23 protein-coding genes are annotated in these 18,450 nt (G+C 68.0%); 11 read left to right on the top strand and 12 right to left on the bottom strand.

All coding sequences use genetic code 11. The annotated features are described in order from the left end of the window. Window positions 1–167: 167 nt before the first annotated feature. The 4 genes from PO78_RS13715 to PO78_RS13700 all read left to right on the top strand — a co-directional run bounded on the left by PO78_RS13715 (window position 168) and on the right by PO78_RS13700 (window position 4,138). On the top strand, window positions 168–2,015 hold the full coding sequence (locus PO78_RS13715; protein ID WP_004303938.1) for a phosphoenolpyruvate carboxykinase (GTP): 1,848 nt from the start codon (window positions 168–170) through the stop codon (window positions 2,013–2,015). A 122-nt stretch (window positions 2,016–2,137) separates the two neighbouring features. Further along, window positions 2,138–2,434 (top strand): hypothetical protein, encoded by a 297-nt coding sequence (locus tag PO78_RS13710; protein ID WP_004303936.1) that lies wholly within the window; start codon window positions 2,138–2,140, stop codon window positions 2,432–2,434. Continuing rightward, complete coding sequence (locus PO78_RS13705; RefSeq protein ID WP_012584844.1) at window positions 2,424–2,939, top strand: nucleotidyl transferase AbiEii/AbiGii toxin family protein; 516 nt, start codon at window positions 2,424–2,426, stop codon at window positions 2,937–2,939. The genes PO78_RS13710 and PO78_RS13705 overlap by 11 nt, the downstream gene beginning before the upstream one ends. Then, window positions 2,936–4,138: a pyridoxal phosphate-dependent aminotransferase gene (locus PO78_RS13700; protein ID WP_043744394.1), complete on the top strand. Its 1,203-nt coding sequence runs from the start codon at window positions 2,936–2,938 to the stop codon at window positions 4,136–4,138. The genes PO78_RS13705 and PO78_RS13700 overlap by 4 nt, the downstream gene beginning before the upstream one ends. Window positions 4,139–4,469: 331 nt before the next feature. Here the strand turns inward: PO78_RS13700 and PO78_RS13695 are convergent, their stop codons facing one another. The 3 genes from PO78_RS13695 to PO78_RS13685 all read right to left on the bottom strand — a co-directional run bounded on the left by PO78_RS13695 (window position 4,470) and on the right by PO78_RS13685 (window position 7,154). Further along, window positions 4,470–5,384, bottom strand: coding sequence for a lytic transglycosylase domain-containing protein (locus PO78_RS13695; RefSeq protein WP_043744391.1), 915 nt, complete (start codon window positions 5,382–5,384; stop codon window positions 4,470–4,472). Between the two features lie 358 nt (window positions 5,385–5,742). Further along, entirely contained in the window at window positions 5,743–6,270 is a 528-nt protein-coding gene (ampD, locus tag PO78_RS13690) for a 1,6-anhydro-N-acetylmuramyl-L-alanine amidase AmpD (protein WP_043744388.1), read from the bottom strand. Next, window positions 6,267–7,154, bottom strand: coding sequence for a transposase (locus PO78_RS13685; protein ID WP_051021687.1), 888 nt, complete (start codon window positions 7,152–7,154; stop codon window positions 6,267–6,269). The genes ampD and PO78_RS13685 overlap by 4 nt, the downstream gene beginning before the upstream one ends. Window positions 7,155–7,363: 209 nt before the next feature. Here PO78_RS13685 and PO78_RS13680 point away from each other — a divergent pair, with 209 nt between their 5' ends. Both PO78_RS13680 and PO78_RS13675 read left to right on the top strand, forming a co-directional pair. Continuing rightward, window positions 7,364–7,684, top strand: a complete 321-nt coding sequence (locus tag PO78_RS13680) for a type II toxin-antitoxin system PrlF family antitoxin (RefSeq protein WP_040828726.1) — start codon at window positions 7,364–7,366, stop codon at window positions 7,682–7,684. Continuing rightward, on the top strand, window positions 7,681–8,031 hold the full coding sequence (locus PO78_RS13675) for a type II toxin-antitoxin system YhaV family toxin (RefSeq protein WP_004303924.1): 351 nt from the start codon (window positions 7,681–7,683) through the stop codon (window positions 8,029–8,031). Before PO78_RS13680 ends, PO78_RS13675 begins: the two co-directional genes overlap by 4 nt. Window positions 8,032–8,712: 681 nt before the next feature. Here the strand turns inward: PO78_RS13675 and PO78_RS13670 are convergent. The 3 genes from PO78_RS13670 to PO78_RS13660 all read right to left on the bottom strand — a co-directional run bounded on the left by PO78_RS13670 (window position 8,713) and on the right by PO78_RS13660 (window position 10,654). Further along, the gene (locus tag PO78_RS13670; RefSeq protein ID WP_043744385.1) at window positions 8,713–9,852 is read right to left on the bottom strand and encodes a porin; all 1,140 of its coding nucleotides are present in this window, start codon (window positions 9,850–9,852) and stop codon (window positions 8,713–8,715) included. 173 nt (window positions 9,853–10,025) lie between these two features. Further along, window positions 10,026–10,427 carry a type II toxin-antitoxin system VapC family toxin gene (locus tag PO78_RS13665; protein ID WP_043744383.1) on the bottom strand — a complete coding sequence of 134 codons (402 nt, stop codon included), beginning with the start codon at window positions 10,425–10,427 and terminating at the stop codon, window positions 10,026–10,028. Then, window positions 10,424–10,654, bottom strand: coding sequence for a type II toxin-antitoxin system Phd/YefM family antitoxin (locus PO78_RS13660; RefSeq protein WP_012584826.1), 231 nt, complete (start codon window positions 10,652–10,654; stop codon window positions 10,424–10,426). The genes PO78_RS13665 and PO78_RS13660 overlap by 4 nt, the downstream gene beginning before the upstream one ends. Before the next feature lie 168 nt (window positions 10,655–10,822). Between PO78_RS13660 and PO78_RS13655 the strand changes: the two genes are divergently transcribed. The 5 genes from PO78_RS13655 to rpoH all read left to right on the top strand — a co-directional run bounded on the left by PO78_RS13655 (window position 10,823) and on the right by rpoH (window position 13,232). After that, window positions 10,823–11,071: a type II toxin-antitoxin system Phd/YefM family antitoxin gene (locus PO78_RS13655; RefSeq protein WP_043744380.1), complete on the top strand. Its 249-nt coding sequence runs from the start codon at window positions 10,823–10,825 to the stop codon at window positions 11,069–11,071. Then, the gene (locus tag PO78_RS13650) at window positions 11,064–11,474 is read left to right on the top strand and encodes a putative toxin-antitoxin system toxin component, PIN family (protein ID WP_043744377.1); all 411 of its coding nucleotides are present in this window, start codon (window positions 11,064–11,066) and stop codon (window positions 11,472–11,474) included. The genes PO78_RS13655 and PO78_RS13650 overlap by 8 nt, the downstream gene beginning before the upstream one ends. 141 nt (window positions 11,475–11,615) lie before the next feature. Then, on the top strand, window positions 11,616–11,879 hold the full coding sequence (locus PO78_RS13645) for an antitoxin (protein WP_004303913.1): 264 nt from the start codon (window positions 11,616–11,618) through the stop codon (window positions 11,877–11,879). Further along, window positions 11,876–12,295, top strand: coding sequence for a type II toxin-antitoxin system VapC family toxin (locus tag PO78_RS13640; protein WP_004303911.1), 420 nt, complete (start codon window positions 11,876–11,878; stop codon window positions 12,293–12,295). Before PO78_RS13645 ends, PO78_RS13640 begins: the two co-directional genes overlap by 4 nt. A gap of 85 nt (window positions 12,296–12,380) precedes the next feature. Then, a complete protein-coding gene (gene rpoH, locus PO78_RS13635) occupies window positions 12,381–13,232 on the top strand; it encodes an RNA polymerase sigma factor RpoH (RefSeq protein WP_004303909.1) in 852 nt (283 codons plus the stop codon). Window positions 13,233–13,295: 63 nt separating this feature from the next. Here the strand turns inward: rpoH and PO78_RS13630 are convergent, their stop codons facing one another. The 6 genes from PO78_RS13630 to PO78_RS13605 form a co-directional block, all read right to left on the bottom strand. Then, window positions 13,296–13,901 carry an SCO family protein gene (locus PO78_RS13630; RefSeq protein ID WP_004303907.1) on the bottom strand — a complete coding sequence of 202 codons (606 nt, stop codon included), beginning with the start codon at window positions 13,899–13,901 and terminating at the stop codon, window positions 13,296–13,298. Between the two features lie 303 nt (window positions 13,902–14,204). Further along, window positions 14,205–14,684 (bottom strand): nuclear transport factor 2 family protein, encoded by a 480-nt coding sequence (locus PO78_RS13625; RefSeq protein ID WP_197068775.1) that lies wholly within the window; start codon window positions 14,682–14,684, stop codon window positions 14,205–14,207. A gap of 11 nt (window positions 14,685–14,695) precedes the next feature. After that, a complete protein-coding gene (locus tag PO78_RS13620; RefSeq protein WP_043744373.1) occupies window positions 14,696–15,598 on the bottom strand; it encodes an SDR family NAD(P)-dependent oxidoreductase in 903 nt (300 codons plus the stop codon). After that, window positions 15,595–16,128 carry a DUF3833 domain-containing protein gene (locus PO78_RS13615; protein ID WP_004330039.1) on the bottom strand — a complete coding sequence of 178 codons (534 nt, stop codon included), beginning with the start codon at window positions 16,126–16,128 and terminating at the stop codon, window positions 15,595–15,597. The genes PO78_RS13620 and PO78_RS13615 overlap by 4 nt, the downstream gene beginning before the upstream one ends. Window positions 16,129–16,291: 163 nt before the next feature. After that, the gene (locus PO78_RS13610) at window positions 16,292–17,836 is read right to left on the bottom strand and encodes an MFS transporter (RefSeq protein WP_052484419.1); all 1,545 of its coding nucleotides are present in this window, start codon (window positions 17,834–17,836) and stop codon (window positions 16,292–16,294) included. After that, window positions 17,833–18,450 carry a chalcone isomerase family protein gene (locus PO78_RS13605; RefSeq protein WP_004323816.1) on the bottom strand — a complete coding sequence of 206 codons (618 nt, stop codon included), beginning with the start codon at window positions 18,448–18,450 and terminating at the stop codon, window positions 17,833–17,835. Before PO78_RS13605 ends, PO78_RS13610 begins: the two co-directional genes overlap by 4 nt.

The raw sequence follows: 18,450 nt of genomic DNA, 5'->3' as shown, positions 1-18,450 counted from the left end.
ATAATTATGGGCTCAACCGTTGGCGATCTGCCCGAGTGGCGCTCGCAAGCGGAAGTCGGAGCGCCCGCCTCGGGCGCCCATGCAGCCCGCCGGCCAGGCAGCCCCTGCAACAACGATGGCCGACCGACGGGAATGGTTTCGCATCACAGCACGGGAGAGCTGTACACATGTCTCAGAACCACGCCCAGGCGGCCATCGCCGCTGCCCCCGAATACGTCCGCCACGAAGGCCTGAAGAAGTGGGTCGGCGAGATCGCCGCGCTCACCGAGCCCGACCGCGTGGTCTGGTGCGACGGCTCGCAGGAGGAGTACGACCGCCTGTGCGCCGAGATGGTCGAATCCGGCATGCTGATCAAGCTGAACCCGGAAAAGCGCAAGAACTCCTTCCTCGCCTGGTCCGACCCCTCCGACGTCGCCCGCGTCGAGGACCGCACCTTCATCTGCTCGCAGGACAAGGCGGACGCCGGCCCGACCAACAACTGGGAAGCCCCGGAAGTGATGCGCGAGACCCTGAACGGCCTGTTCAAGGGTTGCATGCACGGCCGCACCATGTACGTGATCCCGTTCTCGATGGGTCCGCTCGGCAGCCCGATCGCCCACATCGGCGTCGAGATCTCCGACAGCCCCTACGTCGTCACCAACATGCGCATCATGACCCGCATGGGCCGCGGTGCGGTCGAGGTGCTCGGCACCGACCGCGAGTTCGTGCCCTGCGTGCACACCGTGGGCGCCCCGCTCGCCCAGGGCGAGAAGGACAGCCGCTGGCCGTGCAACCCGACCACCAAGTACATCGTGCACTACCCCGAGACGCGCGAGATCTGGTCCTACGGCTCGGGCTACGGCGGCAACGCCCTGCTCGGCAAGAAGTGCTTCGCGCTGCGCATCGCCTCCACCATGGCGCGTGACGAGGGCTGGCTGGCCGAACACATGCTGATCCTCGGCGTCGAGTCCCCCGAAGGCGAGAAGTCCTACGTCGCCGCCGCTTTCCCGTCGGCCTGCGGCAAGACCAACTTCGCCATGCTGATCCCGCCGAAGTCCTTCGACGGCTGGAAGATCACCACCGTCGGCGACGACATCGCCTGGATCAAGCCCGGCCCCGACGGCAAGTTCCGCGCCATCAACCCCGAGTACGGCTACTTCGGCGTCGCCCCCGGCACCTCGGAGAAGACCAACTTCAACGCGATGGCCACGCTGAAGGAAAACATCATCTTCACCAACGTCGCACTCACCGACGACGGCGACGTGTGGTGGGAAGGCATGACCAAGGAGGCCCCGGCCCACCTGGTCGACTGGCAGGGCAAGGACTGGACGCCCGAGATCGCCAAGGAAACCGGCCGCAAGGCCGCGCACCCGAACGCGCGCTTCACCGCGCCGGCCAGCCAGTGCCCGTCGGTCGATCCGGCCTGGGAAGATCCCGCCGGCGTGCCGATCTCGGCCTTCATCTTCGGCGGCCGCCGCGCCACCACCGTGCCGCTGGTGTACCAGGCCTTCAACTGGAACTTCGGCGTGTACATGGCCTCGACGCTCGGCTCCGAGACCACCGCCGCCGCCTTCGGCGCGCAGGGCGTGGTGCGCCGCGACCCGTTCGCGATGCTGCCCTTCTGCGGCTACCACATGGGCGACTACTTCAACCACTGGCTGCGCATGGGCCACGTGGTCGAGGACACCCCCAAGATCTTCTGCGTGAACTGGTTCCGCATGAACGAGCAGGGCCAGTTCATGTGGCCGGGCTTCGGCGACAACATGCGCGTGCTCAAGTGGATCGTCGACCGCTGCAAGGGCAAGATCTCCGCGAAGGAAACCGCGCTGGGCTGGATGCCGCGCTTCGAGGACCTCGACTGGAACGGCGCCGACGTCGGCCGCGAGGAGTTCGAGGCGCTCACCAAGGTCGACGCCGACGCCTGGCGTGCCGAGCTGAACTCGCACAAGGAGTGGTTCGACAAGCTGCAGGACCGCCTGCCGCGCCAGCTGGTGCTCAAGCGCGAGCTGTTCGAACTGGCGCTGAACGCGGACTGAGCCTGAGCTTGCCCGCTCCGAAAAAGCGCCGCAGTCCGGCGCTTTTTCTTTTTCAAGCCCGAAATTGAAGCGGCTGGGGGGACAGGCTAGACTAGCTGCTCCCGAGGCCAGGGAAGACGATCATGACGGTTCGACACTTTGCCGACCTGGAGTCGATGTCGCATCACCAGCGCGAGCAGGAGCTGATGCAGGCAATCCGTGTTCAGGGCATGTCGGTCGCTGCCTTCAGCGCCTGGCTCAGGCAGGCCCTCGACCCGCTCCAGCAGCTTGCCGGCCCCGCGCTCGATTTCGATATCGACGCCGGCCGGGCGAGGGCGCGCCACTTCACCAGCCGCGAAGAAAAGCAGCGCTTCGACGAGGCGCGCGAACTCGATCGCGCGCTTCGACTTGCGCTCGACCGGCGTCGTGATGAGCACTGAAAGGAGACGGGCTCCACGGACCAGCGACGTCCGGCGAGTCGCACGAGCCCTGCAGGAACACGGCGTCGAGTATGCGGTGATCGGCGGAATCGCGATGGCCCTGCACGGCTTTCCGCGTGCGACGAAGGACATCGACCTTTTCCTGCCCGTCGCGGCCGAGAACAACAAGCGCTTGCTGGCCGCACTGGCGACGATCCCGGAAAGCCGCGAGGTCTTGCGAGAGCTCAGGCAGGAGTGGCTGGATCAGGGCTTTTCGACCGCTGCGGACGGCGAAATCAGCATCGATCTCCTGTTCGTCGCGGCGGGCCACACCTTCGAAGCGCTTCGCCCACACCTCCAGACGGTGGTTTTCGAAGGCGTCCCGATCCGCACCCTCGATATCGACGGCATGCTGATGACGAAACAGACCTCGCGCGATACCGATCTACCCGACCGCAAACGCTTGCGACAACTGCGCGACGCCCTGCGTGCAGCGCAGGCACACCGCCCCCCGGACTCGAAATGACCGCTTCCCCGACTTTCCGCTCTACGCTGCTCTCGCAACGCGCTGCCGACATCCAGCCCTTCCACGTCATGGAACTGCTGCGCCGCGCGCGCGAACTCGAGGCGCGGGGGCGCGACATCATCCACATGGAGGTCGGCGAGCCCGACTTCGGCACCCCGGCACCGGTGGTCGAGGCCGCCACCCGCTTCCTCGCCGGCGGCGACGTGCATTACACCCCGGCGCTCGGCCTGCCGGCGCTGCGTGAGGCGATCGCGCGCTTCTATCACGACCGCTTCGGCGCCGACGTCGCGCCCGAGCGCATCGTCGTCACCGCCGGCGCCTCGGGCGCGCTGATGCTGGCGCTCGCCGCCACCACCGATCCGGGCGACGAGTGGCTGCTGCCCGACCCCGGCTATCCCTCCAACCGTCACCTGATCCGCGCCTTCGAAGGGGTCGCGCGCGCGCTCGCGGTCGATGCCGCGAGCCGCTACCAGCCCGGCCCCGAACAGGTCGACGCCGCCTGGGGCGAGCGCACCCGCGGGCTGATGGTGGCGACACCGTCCAACCCCACCGGCACGCTGCTGTCGGTCGCGGAGATCGCCGCGCTGCACCGGCGCACCCGCGCGCGTGGCGGCGTGCTGCTGGTCGACGAGATCTACCAGGGGCTGACCTACGGCGTGGAATCGGCCAGCGCACTTGGCGACCCGGTGCTGAACACGGCCGACGATGTCTTCGTGGTGAACAGCTTCTCGAAGTATTTCGGCATGACCGGCTGGCGGCTCGGCTGGCTGGTGGCGCCGGCGGGCTTCGTGCGCGAGCTCGAGAAGCTCGCCCAGCACTTCTTCATCTCGCCGTCGACGCCGGCGCAGCACGCCGCGCTCGCGGCCTTCGCGCCGGCGACGATCGCGATCCTGGAGGAGCGCCGCCACGAGTTTGCCCAGCGCCGCGACGTGCTGCTGCCGGCGCTGCGCGCGCTCGGCTTCGGCATCGCCGCGGAGCCGCAGGGGGCGTTCTACGTGTATGCGGACGTGTCGGCACTCGCCGACGACTCGGAAGCGCTCGCGCGCCGGATGATCGAGGAAGCGGGCGTGGCCGCGACGCCCGGCCTGGACTTCGGCCACCACCTGCCCCGCCGCCACCTGCGCATCGCGTACACCACGCACGGCGCGCGACTGCTGGAGGCTGCGGAGCGGATCCGCCGGCTGGGACTGGGAAGCTGAGCCGGAGGCCGCTCGCCCGAGGGGTGGGCGGTCGGCGCCTGCGACCGGCGCCAAACTTCGATCGGCGCCCGAATCGCGACTTGCGTCGCTCCTACGGCAAGACCCGCAGAGCCCCGGCGTAGGATGCAGCAACGCCCCACGCCCTCGAAACCGCCCCGGCTGCGATGAACCGCCCCGGCTGCGATGTAGGAGCGACGCAAGTCGCGATCCCCCCCGCCTGCGATGTAGGAGCGACGCAAGTCGCGATCCCCCGCCGGGCGCGGCGTAGGAGCGACGCAAGTCGCGATCCCCCGTCCGACGCCCCGCCCGCGCGCTTGCAGGGCGCAGGAACTCAGCTCGCCTGCTCCGCGCTGGAACGATCGCGGCCGGCGATCAGCATCAGGCGCTTCTTCAGCGCCATGACCTTGCGCGTGTAGCGTGCCTTCGGGTCGTTGAGCGCACCGTTGTAGTACTGCAGCGCGCGCTGCATGCTGCCGTAGCGCTGCAGCCCCTCGTGCAGCACCAGGGTGCCGACGCGGACATTGACCTCGGGATCGAACAGGACGTTGCGGCCGCGATTGGGACCGATCTTGTCCTTGTGATAGCGCGGAATCACCTGCATCAACCCGAGCGCGCCCATGTTGCTGACCGCGCGATGGTTGAAGCTCGACTCCACCGCCATGATCGCGACGATCAGCAGGGGGTCGAAACCGAGTTCCTCGGCGTGCGTCTCGGCCGCGGCCAGCGCGGGCTCGATCGTCTCCTCGGAAACCTGGTAGGTGTCGGCGATCCAGTCGCGCACACGCTCCATCTCGTCCGAGAGCGCGCCCTCGTCCTCGAAGGGGTTGTCGACCAGCGCCGCGATGTCGCGCAGCGCAGGCTGATGGAAGACCGGCGGGATCGGCTGCGCCACGGCGCGCGCGGCCTTGCGCTCGATCAGCCCCGGCGCGGCCACCGGCAAGCTCTCGTGCAAGCGGGTGGAGGCGGCGAGGGACGGAATCGAGGCCGCGAAGGAGGGAGCCGAAGCGCCCATCTCGCCCCGGCGGGGGGCAAAGGACAGCACCGAGGCCATGGCCAGTTCGGAAGCGGTCGGTTCGGCCTGCAGGCCGAGGACGTCGCCGTAGCGCACATCCGCGGCACCGGCGCCTTGCGTGCCGAGCCAGCCCATACCCATGAGTCCAACGGAAAGAACCGCACCGTGCGCCAGACTGCGCGCAGCGCCGCCCGCCTGACGCGCGAGCGCCTTGAATCGAGTTGCGTGTTTCATGGTGTCCTCCATGCTGTGGCCTGAGTCCTGCCGTGGAAGAGCCCTGTGGTGGGGGCCGCCCGGCACCGCCCTGTCGGGCAGCGTCCGCGTCGCTCGGCGGGTTGGCCGGCACGACGGGCAGGAGTACTCGGTCGCCAGTAGGTGTTAAGACCCATCGCCGCAACCAGACGACGGGCCCCGCGGTGCGTGCGTCCATGAAACTGCGTCTCCCTTCCAGGAGGCGCCGCACCGAGATCGGATTAGGAATGCTGCAATGCAACAGGAAGCGGATTGTATTCGCTCACAGGTTTATTGTCAAAACCTGACGACCTCATGGCAACAGCAAGAAACACTTGAATTCGCGGGAAGTTTTGAACGATCAGCAGCTTGCGCGGCGCTGTTCGCACATCACGTCAAGCCGCTTCCAGTCGAAAAAAGGCCCCGGATCGGTCTTGCGACCGGGCGCAATGTCGGAATGCCCGACCACCGCCTCGATCGGATAGCGCCGCTCCAGCTCGACGACCAGCGCCGCCAGGCGCGCGTACTGCGCGGGCTCGAAGGGCATCGTGTCGCAGCCCTCGAGCTCGATTCCGATCGAAAAATCGTTGCAGCGCTCGCGCCCCTTCCAGCACGACACGCCGGCATGCCAGGCGCGTCGATCGGGGTCGACGAAGCACAGCAGCTGGCCGTCGCGGCGGATGAAATAGTGGGCGGACACGCGCAGGTGGTGGATGGTCGCGTAGTAGGGATGGGCTTGCGGATCCAGGGTGTTGGTGAACAGTTGCTCGACTCCGGGGCCGCCGAATTGGTCGGGGGGGAGGCTGATGGCGTGGATGACGATCAGGCGGACGAGGGCGCCGGGCGGGCGCTCGTCGTGGTTGGAACACAGTGGGGTCAGGTCTTTCATTTACTCGTTTGCTCGCTTGCTCGCCCGGCGCCGGGAGGCTGGCGCGCCTTCCGGCCCTTGGCGACGATCCGGCTGATCGAACTGTAGTGGAGGCCGAAGAATTCGGCGAGTTGCGCGAGGGTGAAGGCGCCGGAGGCGGCGGCCTCGGCGATCGCGGCATCCCGCGACGGACAGCCTTCCGAGTACGCCTGCAAGGACGCGCCCTGCGGGCGGCGCTGCAGCCGCGGCACTTCGTTCAGGCGCCCGTCGTCCGGCACCGTGCGCGCCATCTCGTCGGCGAAGGCCTGGCTGCCCAGGTAGATCTGCGCGTTGAGACGGTCCCAGATCGGCGGCAGGCCGACGCCCGCGCGGACGAAATCTTCATATCGACGCACGGCGGCCGTGCGCTCCGTCCCGAACTGGCCCAGCACCCAGTCCGTCGCCAGCCAAGGGGGCGGATCGGCCAGCCCCATGAGCGCGCGATGGCTGCTCCAGGGCCACTCGCGCGCATCGCCGCAGAGGCCCGCGCGCACGGGATTGAGCACCACATAGCGGGACAGCTCGACGAGGTAGGCGTCGGCCTCGACCAGGATCGCCTTGTAGCGCCCCTGGAAGACGTGGCCGATGCGACCGTGGCGTCGATTCACGGCCTGGGTGTACACCCCGTTCAGCTGCCTCATGCCACGGGAGAGGTTCGCCTCGGCCGTCTCCACGACCAGATGATAGTGATTGCCCATCTGGCACCACGCGTGACAACGCCAGTTGAAGCGGTCGCACACCTCGCCGAAGACATCGAGCCACAACAGGCGATCGGCATCGTCGGCATAGATCGGCTCGCGACGGTCACCCCGCGAAGTCAGGTGGTACACCCCTCCGGCAAGCTCGATTCGCAACGGCCGCGCCATGATCCTCTCCCAGGGCAGGAACAGTGCGAATTATCCCGAATAGATAATCCGGAAGGCAAGACCAAAGCAAGAGCTCGCGTCCACGGCGGGGGCGGGTGAATGAGCAAATGAAAGACCTGACCCTAGGGGTCCCCTTTATTTCCGCCACTTGACAAAGTAAGGATCGTTCCTTACTTTCAGCCTCAATATCGATTCCCCGGAGGCTCACCATGCCGGCAATTCACGAAGTCGCAACCATCACATCCAAAGGTCAGATCACGCTACCCAAGTCCATTCGTCAGGCCCTGGGGGTGGATGTTGGAGGCAAGGTCGCCTTCGACCTCACCGGCGACCGAGTGATCGTGACGCGCGCAACCGAAATCGCGCACGAGGATCCCGCAATCGGCAGCTTCCTCGCTATTCTCGAAAAAGATATCCGTTCCGGCCGGCACATCACGATGCTACCCGACGATCTGACGCGCTCGATGCTCGCTGCGCTCGGCAAACACGTGGATCTGCGCGAAGACATCGAAGGCGACGTCGCGCTGTGATCCAGCGTCACGGATGGAATCTGCTCTTCCACGATTGCCTGATCGCGCAGCTCCAGAAACTGGATGCCGCTGCCGCGCGCGTGCGGGCGCAGGATCCAGAGCGCTACGAATCCAACGCAAACACCAAGCTGTTTGCCGCGCTGGCGAATTTGATCTTCGAGACCGTTCCAGGCGATCCGAACAGGGAAGAATACCGACAAGGCAATACCATGGGGCCGGGGTTCAGGCACTGGCGCCGCGCCAAGATCGGCCGGCGCTTTCGGTTGTTCTTTCGCTTCGACTCCAAGACCAGAATCATCATCTTTGCCTGGGTGAACGACGAGAACACCTTACGCTCGGCAGATTAGGAAGGTGGCGGCGTAAAACGCGAAATCGTGGCCTGTCCCCGACTTCCGTTGCGCACCAGGCGCTCGGACCGCGGGGAGCCCATCAACCCGCGCAGCTCGAGCACATCGGGGAAGGATGCGCACGGGGCGTTCCTTCGGAGGCTGCGGAACTCGCCCTGCGGGCTCGGACAGTCCTCGCCTCTCCAGGAACACCCCGCACGCATCCGGGAACCGTGGGCGCATCACGACCGAAAAGTGGAACTCGATGGGGGCGAAGCAGGCGCACCGCGAAATGCTTCCTGCCCCCGGCCTGCAGCACTCAACTGACTGCGGAGAAGGGGCGACGCATTCTGTCGCACGCCAAGGGCCGCGCCGCCACAATCACCGTAGCCCGGGATGTTGGGCATTCCCGGCGCAGGCGAGGACTGCCCGAGCGAAGCGAGTTCCGCAGCCTGCAGAAGGAATGCCCCGCGCGTCCCCGGCGGATTACGAGCACAGCGGGAAAGAGACACAAAAGTGGGAAATCGTGGTCTATCCCCCATTTCCCATCACGAAGCCACCGACGGGAGGGAAATGAGCAAATGAAAGACCTGACCCTGGAGCCCCCTCCGACCCTGGAGCCCCCCTTGATCTCGTGGGCGTAGACGAAAAAACGGGAGCCGAAGCTCCCGTTTTTACTTTCAAACCTGTCGAGGTGACAGATTAGAAGGTGTGACGCACGCCGACGGTGAAGATGTCGGAGTCGTCGCCGGTGTTGGTCGACACGGTCGGGACCAGGCCGAACTTCGAGGCATTGCTGTCGTTCGTGGTGCGGTTCCAGCCAGCGTACGCGGTGGTGCGCTTCGACACAGCGTGGGTGTAGGCCAGGGTGTAGCTTTCGGCACCAGTCTTGTTCGCGTTGTCGTAGTCGACTTCGCCGTAGGCGAGGTGGACGTTGCCAGCGGCACCAACCGGAACGATCACGCCAACTTGCCACAGATCCGCATCGTTGTTGTTGGTGTTGGCCAGCGACTCGGCGTTTTGGTACGAAGCAGCCAGCTTCACGACACCAAGGTCGTAGCTACCGCCGACGCCCCATTCCTTCTGCTTGCTGCTGTTGCCAGTGAAGCTGTTACCCTTCGACAGTTGATACACCGCACCAACCGCCAGCGGGCCGTTCGCGTAGTCCGCGCTCAGGCCGTAGGCGTCGTCGTAGCTGGGCGAAGTGCCAGCAACCGCCGGAGCCACCGCGCCCGAACGGGTCAGTTCGTTGCCGCGAGCAGCCCAGATGCCACGAACGGTCAGGCCCGAGAACGAACCGGTGTAAGCGACCGAGTTGTCCCAGCGAGCGGCGCTGTTCGGGGTGATGGTCATGCCGGCGTTGTACGACAGGATCGACTGCGGCGAAATGAAGGCACCCAGGACGGCGTCGTAGTTGAAGAAGTAGCCCGGAGCGTACTGACGGCCGACGCTGACGGTGCCGAAGGCGCCGCTCAGGCCCACGTAGGCTTGACGCGAGAAGACGGAGTCGCCATCGGTCGTGTCGTTCGTCGAACCATACTCGGGACCAGCAGTCGCGCCGGAAGCGGTACCAACGGCCGGCCAAGCAATGCCGTTACCGATGTCGAAGCCCTGCTCCAGAACGAAGACGCCCTTCAGGCCGTTGCCCAGGTCTTCGCTGCCCTTGAAGCCGATGCGGCTGCCCGACAGGACACCACTCAGAACACCGCGGAAGTCGGTGTCGCCGTGCGAACCGGCGGCCAGGCCAGCGTCAGCCACACCGTAGATGGTCACGTTCGACTGAGCGAAGGCCGGGGCCGAAACGAGGCCAGCGATAGCCAGCGCGATCAGTTTCTTTTGCATGTGTTTCTCCTCAAATTTGAAGTTGAGACCTTGGCACTTGCCTTGGCCCTACTCACCTCTCTGGCGAGAAGTTGGGGCGATTCTGCAAACCTGCGGCCGGCCTTGCAAGCATGACAACGCGAAAACGCGACATTCCGGGCTCGGTTGTTGCGGACGTGCAACACAACCCCCGATCAGCGCCGCGCATCGAGCCGCGGCAGATCCGAGTTCCATGCCAGCAGCTTTTCGTCCGCCGTCACCAGCGCCGCGCCGCGCACAGCCGCGGAGGCGGCGATGAAGCGGTCCGCGGGGTCGCGATGCAGATCGGCGAAGCCCGCGGCCGCGAGCACGATGCGTCCATCGAGCGCGATCTCGACCAGCCCCGCGCCCAGCAGGCCTGCCCGCCAGCTTTCAACAGCAAGCGGCAGGGCAATGCGCCCCTTCTCCACAAGCATCGCGCACTCCCAGAAGCTGATCGCGCTGACCGCGACCTCGCCCGCGCGCCAGGCCTGTTCGATGCGCGCACGCGCCTGCGGGCCGAGCGCGGCATCGTCGGCATCCATCCAGATGAGCACATGCGTGTCGAGGACGATCACGACAAGGCCTCCCAGTCCTCGTCCGCGACCGGCGACACGATATCGCCCAGGATGCGCACGCCCGGGTGCAGACCGAAAGGCGAGGATGCGCGCGCGCCCTGATAAGGATGCAGTTCGGCGACCGGCTTGCCGTTCTTCGTGACGACAAGGATCTCGCCGGAGGCCGCCACCTGGTCCATCAGGGCGAGGCAGCGAGCCTTGAATTCGGAGGCCTGGATGGTTTGCATGGTCGTACTCCCTGGATAATCGATGACCATGATCATGACCATGGTTGCATGCGAATGCAACAAGGCCTTGGGGCATGCAGCATGCACGGGTTCATTCAATACGAAATTGCGTCCATTTTGTACAAAACATACAATTCAATTTCACCAAAATGAACAGGAGTCGCCATCATGCGCACCGTATCCGCCACCGAAGCAAAGCAAGGGCTGGCCGGCGTGCTCGACCTGGCCGCGCACGAACCCGTCGTGATCCGCCGCCAGAAGCGCGATGTCGCGGTTGTTCTGTCGATGAAGGAGTACGAGCGCCTCACACGACTCAACGTCGCCGAGTTCCAGCGCTTTTGCGACGTAGTCGGCGAGAAAGCCGCAGCGGCGGGACTGACCGAGGACAAGCTCGCCGAATTGCTCGCCGATGACTGAATTCCTGCGCTTCGTCGTCGACACGAACGTCCTCGTCAGCCGCCTGCTGGCACCGCGCAGCACCGCCGCCCGGGCGGTCGATCAGGCGCTCGCCCGCGGCAGCCTGCTCGGCTCGGAGGAAACCTTGGCCGAGCTCGCCGAAGTGCTGGCACGGCCCAAGTTCGACCCGTATGTATCTCGAGAAGACCGGCGCGAGTTCATCCGTCTGCTCGGCGGCGTCATGCAGGTCGTGCCGATCCTTCGCAGGGTGGCGGCCTGCCGCGATCCGCGCGACGACAAGTTCCTGGACGTTGCGCTCGCAGGCGAAGCCGCGGCGATCATCAGCGGAGACAAGGATCTGCTCGTGCTGAATCCCTGGCACGGCATTCCCATCCTGACGCCAGCCGAGTTCCTCATGCGTTGAATGAAGGGCGCAGCGCAGCAGACCGGTCGGCTTACGAGTTCGAGGCATAGCCCGCCCACTCGAAACAAACAACGGACGTTTGCGCTGTTGCTACGCGAGCACTAAAATACACACGCCAGCGTATTTACAAAAGGTGATGCCATGGAAACACTGCCCAGCCGCGTCTTCAACAACGGCAACAGCCAGGCGGTCCGCATCCCGGCAGAGTTCCGCCTCGATACCGACCGCGTCAGCATCACGCGCAACGACGCGGGCGACCTGGTGATCCACCCCTTGCGGGTACAGCGTGGCACCGCGCTGATGCAGGCCCTGAAAGCGCTGGGCGAAGTGGACGACGACTTCGTCGCCGCGCTCGAGGCCGAGCGGGAAGCGCCGCTGCCGGTGCAGGAGCGCGAGGCGCTGTGATCTACCTGCTCGACACCAATATCCTGATCTACCTGATCAAGAACCAGCCGCCCAGCATCGCGCAGCGCATCGACGCACTTCCTGATAGCGACACCCTGTGCATGTCTTTCGTGACCTGGGCAGAGTTGTTGAAGGGCGCCGAGCGCAGCACCCGCAAGACGGAGGTGCTGCGGCGGCTGAACTCCCTGGCGCGCCAGATACCGGTGCGCTATCCCGCCGACCCAGCCATCTGCCGGCATTACGCGGAACAGGCCACCCGCCTCAAGGAGGCCGGCACACCGATCGGCGCAAACGACCTGTGGATCGCCTGCCATGCACTGGCCGAAGACGCCACCGTGGTCACCCACAATACGCGCGAGTTCAGGCGCATTGCTGGTTTGCGCGTCGAGGACTGGGTGTCCTCCGACGAGGACTGACGAGGACTACTCCGGAACTCCCGCCGCCCCTTAGCACTCTCACGCCCCGAGTGCTAAGATTGATGCGCAAGGAGGACCCAAGCCCATGTCACAAGCCCTGACTTTCCCCGTTCCCGCCGCCGGCAGCCTGGACCAGTACATCCAGAGCGTGAATCGCATGCCCATGCTGAGCGAGCAGCAGGAGGTGGAACTGGCGACGCGGCTGCGCGACGAGGGCGACGTGGATGCGGCACGGCAACTGGTGATGTCGCATCTGCGCGTCGTCGTGGCGATCGCGCGCGGATACCTCGGCTACGGCCTGCCCCACGCCGACCTCATCCAGGAAGGCAATATCGGACTGATGAAGGCGGTCAAGCGCTTCGACCCCACGCGCGGTGTGCGTCTGGTGTCGTTCGCGATCCACTGGATCAAGGCCGAGATCCACGAATACATCCTGAAGAACTGGCGCCTGGTGAAGATCGCCACCACCAAGGCGCAGCGCAAGTTGTTCTTCAACCTGCGCGGCATGAAGCAGGACAGCAGCACGCTGCAGCCCGCCGAGGTGCGCTCGATCGCGGCGCAGCTGGGCGTGAAGCCCGAGGAAGTGGTGGAGATGGAGACGCGCCTCACCGGCCGCGACATCCCGCTCGACGCCGGCAGCGACGACGAGGACGAGCGCTTCGCACCCATCGCCTACCTGCCCGATCCGCACGCCGAGCCCTCCGAGCAGGTCGAGCAGGCTCAGCTCGCCCGCCTGCAGGACAGCGGCCTGCGCGACGCGCTCGCCAGCCTGGACGAGCGCAGCCGCGCGATCGTGCAGCGGCGCTGGCTCGCCGAGGGCGACAGCGCCACGCTGCACGAGCTGGCGGCGGAATACGGCGTGTCGGCCGAACGCATCCGCCAGATCGAGGCCAAGGCGATGCAGAAGATGCGCGGGATGCTGGCCGCGGTGGCGTGACCACCCGCCCCAGACAGCGAAACGGCGGCCCGAGGCCGCCGTTTTCCCTTGGAGCGCGCGCCCTCACTTCCCCGCCAGCAAGGCCTTGATGTCCGCCACGACCACCTGCGGGTCCTCGGCGTGCCTCACGTACAGCCGCGGCCGGCCGTCGGGGCCGAAGACGTAGGTGCCGGCGGTGTGGTCGATGGTGTAGTGGCCGGCGAGGTCACCGCTCTTGCGGTAGAACACGCGGAATTCCTTCGCCAGCTCGGCGATCTTCTCGGGCGTGCCGTAGAGGCCGAGGAAGCGCGCATCGAACACCGGCACGTACTGCGCGAGCAGCTCGGGCGTGTCGCGCTCGGGGTCGACGGTCACGAAGAGCACCTGCACGCGCTCGGCGTCGGGGCCGAGCTCCTGCATCACCGTACTCATGCCCGACAGCGCGGTGGGGCAGACGTCGGGGCATTGCGTGTAGCCGAAGAAGATCGTCACCACCTTGCCCTTGAAGTCGGCGAGCGTGCGCTCGCGGCCGTTGTGGTCGGTGAGGCGCAGCGTCTTGCCATAGCTCGTGCCGGTGATGTCGGTGCTCTTGAACACCGGCTCGGCGGGCGTGCAGCCGGCGAGCAGGAGAAGGGGCGCGATGACGGCGAGGAGGAGGGTGCGCAGCGGCGCGCAGAGGCTGGAGGGCATGAGGGGACGGGCAAGCGGATCAGGAGTCGATGATAGTCCCTTCGTCAGCACGCCGGAACCCGCGCCGCAACGGGGAATCGCGACTTGCGTCGCTCCCACGAGAAACCGCCGCGTGTCCGAAGGCCCCTGTGGGAGCGACGCGAGTCGCGATCGCAGCGCTGGAGCACGCGCCGACGCGGATTCCCCGCGCGGCGGGGATCGCGACTTGCGTCGCTCCTACGAAAAACCGCCGCGCCTTCCGAAGGCCCCTGTGGGAGCGACGCAAGTCGCGATCGCAGTGCGCCCGTCACCTCCCCCCACACCTCACCCCGCCGACATCCTGCGCCGCAGCCAGCGCAGCGGGGCGCCGATCAGCGGCAGCTTCTCGTACAGCTCCTCGGCGGCATCCCAGTAGTCGCGGTGCAGCACCACGCGGCCGTCGGCGTCGAAGCGCAGATGCGTGACACCGCGCACCACGAGTGGCCGTCCGCGCAGCGCGAAGTGGAACGCCCAGCCCAGCATCGCCTGCTCGCCCTGCTCGATGCAGTCTGTGACCTCGAAGCGCGGCGCCTCGGCGGTGGCGAACATGTGCGCGAAGATGCGGCCGATGGCGGCGGTGCCGGCGACCTCGTTGAAGGGGTCCTTGAAGCGCGCGTCGGGGGCGTAGAGCTGGTCGAGCCCAGGCAGTGCGGCGGGAGTGAGCGTCTCGTAGAAGCGCGCCAGGCGCCGGGCGGGAGATTGCCGCACGGGTTCCGCCGAAGCGGCGCTCGATGGAAGGTGCTCCGGAGGCTTCGGGTCGGTCATGGCGGCAAGCCCTACAGGCCAGTTGCGCGGCGGATCAGCGCGAAATACAGCGGCCGCGGCAGCAGCTGCAGGAGCTTGAGCGCGCGCGTGAAGCGCTTCGGGAAGTGGATCTCGAAGTCGCCGCGCGCGAAGCCGTCGACGATCGCAGCGGCCGCCTGCTCGGGCGTCTGCAGCGCGGGCATGGCGAAGTCGTTCTGCGCGGTCAGCGGCGTGGCGACGAAGCCGGGGTCGATCAGGAAGACGCCGATGCCGCGCGGCGACAGGTCGAGGTGGAGGACCTCGGCGAAGTTGATCAGCGCCGCCTTGGACGGGCCGTAGACGAGCGCCTTCGGCAGTCCGCCGTAGCCGGCGACGCTGCCGACCAGCGCGATGGCGCCGTGACCCTGCGCGAGCAGGGTCGGCAGGACTGCCGCGGTGCCGCTCATGGTGCCGACGAGGTTGGTCTCCAGCGTCTCGCGCACGGCCTCCGCAGTGAGCTCCCAGGCGCGCAACGGGCGGTAGGTGCCGGCGTTGAAGACCACGAGATCGATGCCGCCCCAGGCGGCGAGCAGCCGGTCGCGCGCCCGTTCGATCTCGCCCGCGCGCGACAAGTCGAGCGCAAGCGCGAGCACTCCGGCGGAAGCGGGCGACTCGGCGCGGTGCGCAGGCTCGACGGCCGCATTCGCGAGCGCGCCCGCGTCCCCGGCGGTCGGGCCCGCGCCGGCAGCCGCGTCGCAGGCCGCGCACACCGCCTCGAGGCGCTCGCGCCCGCGCGCGGAGAGCGCCAGGCGCGCGCCCCTGCGGGCGAGCGCGAGCGCGAGCGCCTCGCCGATGCCCGAGGACGCACCGACGATCCACACCCGCCGCCCCGCCCATTCGCGGATCGGCGTGTTGAGCGGCGCGAACCCGCCGCGGCGGACAGCCGGTGCGGTCACGGGCGCGGCCTCTTGTGGAAGGACAGCGTGACCTCGCCGAGGCGGAAGCCCCACTTGCTCATCAGCGAGCGGTTGAGCATGACCTGCTCGTCCATCAGGAACATCCAGTCGTCGAAGTCGACGTTGTACACCTTGCCATCCACCGGCAGCGCCAGCACGTAGCGCCAGCGCAGCGCGTTGCCGGCCGCCTCGCCGGCGGCCTCGCCGACCACGTCGTCGGCACGGCCGCTGTAGCGCCCGGGACCGAGGCGCGTGATCGTCCACACGCGGCGCTGGGTCGTGCCGTCGGAGTAGGTGAACTGTTCGTCGAGCGTGCCGGTGTCACCCTGCCAGCTCGCCTCGATGAGCACGTGGAAGCGCTTGACCACCTTGCCCGAGCGGTCCTGGAACATGCCCCAGGCGTCGATCGTGCCGTCGAAGTAGTCGCGCAGCTCGAGCACGGGCGTTTCGGCACGGTATTCGTCGATCTTCACGCTGCTGCACCCCCAAAGCCCCATCAGGGCGACGCACATCAGGAAAAAGCGTTTCACGATTCCTCTCCTCCGACCAGATTCCGGCTTGCTGCGTCGTCGCAGCGTCGGTGCTGCGATCGCGACTTGCGTCGCTCCTACGGGCCGCCTCACCCGCTGCCGTTCCCCCCCCCCAGCGCCGGTCGCCGCGTTATCGCGACTTGCGTCGCTCCTACGGGCCGCCTCACCCGCTGCCGTTTCCACTGCGGCGCCGGTCGACGCTTGTGGGAGCGACGCAAGTCGCGATCCCGGGCGGGTCGTCTCCCGTGCCGGGATCGAGCACGGCTCGCCCGTGCCAGAGCAGGGCGATGGCGGCGAGCTTGAGGGCGACCGGTGCGAAGCCGTACACCGCCCCGAGCGCGGCGACCGCAGTGGGCTCGCGCGCGCCCGGGGCGTAGCCGAGCAGCGCGAGCAGGGGCAGCGCCAGGCCGGCGGCGAGCGCCAGGTTGGCCTTGGTGACGAAGCTCCACCAGCCGAAGCAGGCACCCGCCTCGAGCGCGCGCGAGCGGGCCGGCGCACGCCCGTCCCGCCCGCGCGCGAGCAGGTCCGCGAGCATGGAAGGCGGCAGGGTGAGGTCGGCGCCGAGCGCCAGGCCCGAGAGCGCGCAGATGCAGGCATAGGCGAACAGATCGCCGCTGCCGAGCAGGCCTGCCCAGGCGAACACCGCCACGGCGAGCGCCATGCCGGCGAGCCAGGCGCGCAGCTTGCCGATGCGCTGCGACAGCCGCGTCCACAGCGGCAGCCCGGCCGCGGCGGCGAGGAAATACAGGGCAAGGAAGGCGCCGGCAAGCGCCTCGGCCTGCAGCACGTCGGCGACGAAGAAGAGCACCGTCGCCGAGGGGATCGCGGCGGCGATGCCATTGACCGCGAACACCGCGAGCAGGCGGAGGAAGGCCGCGTCGGCGAGCGCCGCGCGCAGGCCCCGCCACACCGGCGCGTGCGTCGCAGCGAGCCGCGGCGGAGCGGGCGCACGCCACAGCGTCCACAGGCCGAAGACCACGAGCAGCGGAAGGAAAAGCCAGGCGAGCCGTGCGAGCCCCGCCGCGCCGCCGTCGCCACCGCCCCCTGACGCACCGACACCGCCCGCGGCGCCGCCTTCAGTGGCGACCGCCGACTGGCCGACGCCAGCCGTGCCACCGATCACCCCCTCGCCCAGCAGCCCCGGCAGCGCCGCCGCCAGCACCACACCGACGAGCGCGAAGGCCTCGCGGCTGGCGACGAAGCGGGTGCGCGCGGCCGGCGTGGCGGCAACCTCGGCGCCCCAGGCGTTGTAGGCGATGCTCGCCACCGAATAGGCCAGCGACACCGCCACCAGCAGGCCAAACAGCCACGCCGCCCCGGCGCCTGCGGGCGGGATCAGCAGGCCGAGCATGCCGGCGCCGAGCGCGGGCAGCGCCAGCGCGACCCACAGCCGGCGCCGCGGCAGGCGGTCGCTGGCCCAGCCGATGAGCGGGTCGGTGATGGCGTCGACGACGCGCGCCGCGAGCAGCACGGCACCGACCAGCGCGAGCGACAGGCCCAGGCCTTCCGCATACAGGCGCGGCACATGCACGTAGATCGGCAGCGCCGCGAAGGCGAGTGGCAGGCCGAGGGCGCCGTAGGCGAGCAGCGCACCCCACTCGACGCGGTCGGCATCCGGAGCACGCCCGGCGCCAGGCGCGCAGGCCGCGCGGGCACATGCTCCGCCCCCGTGGTGGCGATCCGGCGCGGCGCGTGCGCGGTCGCTCATCTCGTGACCTCCTCGAGCCCGAGCAGGCGTGCGCGCAGCGCGGGCTCGCGGGTGCGCTCGTCGAGCCAGATGGCGAAGAAGGCCTGCGCCAGCGCCGGGTCGTCGAGTTCGGCGGTGGCGCGGCCGTCGTGCCAGAAGGCCGCGCCCTGCCCCGGACGGTGCAGGCCGGTCAGCGTGTCTCCGGCCGCGACCGAAGGCAGCGCGGCAGCGAGCGCCTCGCCCCAGCGCGCCAGCGTCGGCTCGTCGGCGAGACCGAGGCGGCGCATCTCGTCGAGGCTGAGCTCGACCAGACGCGCGGACGTGACCGCGCGCGCGTAGCGGATCGACAGCACGTGCTCGTCTGCCGTGGCCTGTTCGCCCGGCGCGCGCGCCCACAGCGCGGCGTCGTAGAGCTTGAAGCCGAGCCAGCGCAGCTCGCCGCGGCCGACCTCGCGCAGCCCGACCGTGCTCGCCACGAGCTGCGGCGGCAGGCCGAGCGCGTGCACCGTCTCCAGCGCCAGCAGCATGCAGCACGCCAGCACTGCGCCGAGCGCGCGCGGGAGGCGGGCGAACCGCTCGAAGCTGCGACGCAGGCTCCGCGGGGAGCGTGCGGGAAAGCGGATCGGGGCGCTCAT

The organism is Thauera sp. SWB20, from assembly GCF_000831325.1.
GTDB lineage: Bacteria > Pseudomonadota > Gammaproteobacteria > Burkholderiales > Rhodocyclaceae > Thauera > Thauera aminoaromatica.
This window is presented reverse-complemented; position numbering and strand designations above follow the sequence as displayed.

Coding starts and splice junctions, on each gene's coding strand:
- PO78_RS13715 (WP_004303938.1), top strand. CDS start 168: ATGTCTCAGAACCACGCCCAGGCGGCCATCGCCGCTGCCCCCGAATAC.
- PO78_RS13710 (WP_004303936.1), top strand. CDS start 2,138: ATGACGGTTCGACACTTTGCCGACCTGGAGTCGATGTCGCATCACCAG.
- PO78_RS13705 (WP_012584844.1), top strand. CDS start 2,424: ATGAGCACTGAAAGGAGACGGGCTCCACGGACCAGCGACGTCCGGCGA.
- PO78_RS13700 (WP_043744394.1), top strand. CDS start 2,936: ATGACCGCTTCCCCGACTTTCCGCTCTACGCTGCTCTCGCAACGCGCT.
- PO78_RS13695 (WP_043744391.1), bottom strand. CDS start 5,384: ATGAAACACGCAACTCGATTCAAGGCGCTCGCGCGTCAGGCGGGCGGC.
- ampD (WP_043744388.1), bottom strand. CDS start 6,270: ATGAAAGACCTGACCCCACTGTGTTCCAACCACGACGAGCGCCCGCCC.
- PO78_RS13685 (WP_051021687.1), bottom strand. CDS start 7,154: ATGGCGCGGCCGTTGCGAATCGAGCTTGCCGGAGGGGTGTACCACCTG.
- PO78_RS13680 (WP_040828726.1), top strand. CDS start 7,364: ATGCCGGCAATTCACGAAGTCGCAACCATCACATCCAAAGGTCAGATC.
- PO78_RS13670 (WP_043744385.1), bottom strand. CDS start 9,852: ATGCAAAAGAAACTGATCGCGCTGGCTATCGCTGGCCTCGTTTCGGCC.
- PO78_RS13660 (WP_012584826.1), bottom strand. CDS start 10,654: ATGCAAACCATCCAGGCCTCCGAATTCAAGGCTCGCTGCCTCGCCCTG.
- PO78_RS13655 (WP_043744380.1), top strand. CDS start 10,823: ATGCGCACCGTATCCGCCACCGAAGCAAAGCAAGGGCTGGCCGGCGTG.
- PO78_RS13650 (WP_043744377.1), top strand. CDS start 11,064: ATGACTGAATTCCTGCGCTTCGTCGTCGACACGAACGTCCTCGTCAGC.
- PO78_RS13645 (WP_004303913.1), top strand. CDS start 11,616: ATGGAAACACTGCCCAGCCGCGTCTTCAACAACGGCAACAGCCAGGCG.
- rpoH (WP_004303909.1), top strand. CDS start 12,381: ATGTCACAAGCCCTGACTTTCCCCGTTCCCGCCGCCGGCAGCCTGGAC.
- PO78_RS13630 (WP_004303907.1), bottom strand. CDS start 13,901: ATGCCCTCCAGCCTCTGCGCGCCGCTGCGCACCCTCCTCCTCGCCGTC.
- PO78_RS13625 (WP_197068775.1), bottom strand. CDS start 14,684: ATGACCGACCCGAAGCCTCCGGAGCACCTTCCATCGAGCGCCGCTTCG.
- PO78_RS13610 (WP_052484419.1), bottom strand. CDS start 17,836: ATGAGCGACCGCGCACGCGCCGCGCCGGATCGCCACCACGGGGGCGGA.
- PO78_RS13605 (WP_004323816.1), bottom strand. CDS start 18,450: ATGAGCGCCCCGATCCGCTTTCCCGCACGCTCCCCGCGGAGCCTGCGT.